The 968-nt window shown below is 37.0% G+C and carries 1 protein-coding gene; it reads right to left on the reverse strand.

Annotated features, from left to right (window positions below):
* A partial coding sequence (locus tag H5072_RS20310) for a PleD family two-component system response regulator (RefSeq protein WP_182694619.1) occupies nt 1–933 on the reverse strand: 933 nt, incomplete at its 3' end.
* Between the last annotated feature and the right edge of the window lie 35 nt (nt 934–968).

Consider the following 968-nt stretch of genomic DNA (forward strand, 5'->3'; position numbering starts at 1 on the left):
TAGCTGTTCTATAAATATTTTAGTACTTTTGTTTTGCTCTATATTTTGTGTAGTTAACTGCTTAACAATATCTTGAAGGGCTGTACTTATTTGAGCTGCCTGCTCATAACTGCTTTCGCTTCTTTCCATGGTAATAACCTTCTCGTTGGTTACTTCTAATATATGCGGGAACAGATCTTTATAGCGCCCGTACAAAGCATCGTTATCAACTGGCATATTTTTTATTAAAAGGGATACTTTGGGGTAATTAATTATAGTACTACTACCAATATCAACAAATCGTTGAGCTTGTCTGTGTTGCTCCAGCAGCTCTTGCTCTAACGGGCAAACACCACTTTGCTGGCTGTAAAAAACACCTGTTCCTTGATACCAAAACACAACCACAACATCTAAATTTAAAGGAGCAAAAAAGGTAAAAAAGTGTTCACTCAACGATTGAAAGTTATTAACGTGATAGCTTTGTCCAACGTAGCGCATTATACGGCCCATATCGCCCGACTCTGTCATCGCTATTTCCGCTGTTTTATTCGCTTTTGCTATATCCAGTTTTAGCTTTGCACATTGCTGTCGATATTCGTAAAGCACTTTTATACGCGCTATTAACTCTTCTGCGTTAAAGGGCTTAGTGATGTAATCAGATGCGCCAACACTATAACCTTTTACCCGATCGCTTAACTCTATTTTAGATGAGAGAAACATAACGGGAATATCTTGAGTGCTTTCACTGTGCTTTATCGCTTTACATACGTCATAGCCTGACATACCTGGCATTTCAATATCGAGTAAAATAATATCAGGGTTATATTTATTGGTTAGCCTTAATCCTTCATCGCCATCTTTTGCATGAATTATTTTACAAAACCCTGCTAAAGACTCTTCAATTATATGATGAACATATTTGTCGTCATCAATTGCTAATACCAACTTTGCCATGCCTTAATCCATTTTAATAGGTGTGCTAAAAGCAT

It is taken from the genome of Pseudoalteromonas sp. SR45-5 (assembly GCF_014163565.1).
GTDB lineage: Bacteria > Pseudomonadota > Gammaproteobacteria > Enterobacterales > Alteromonadaceae > Pseudoalteromonas > Pseudoalteromonas distincta.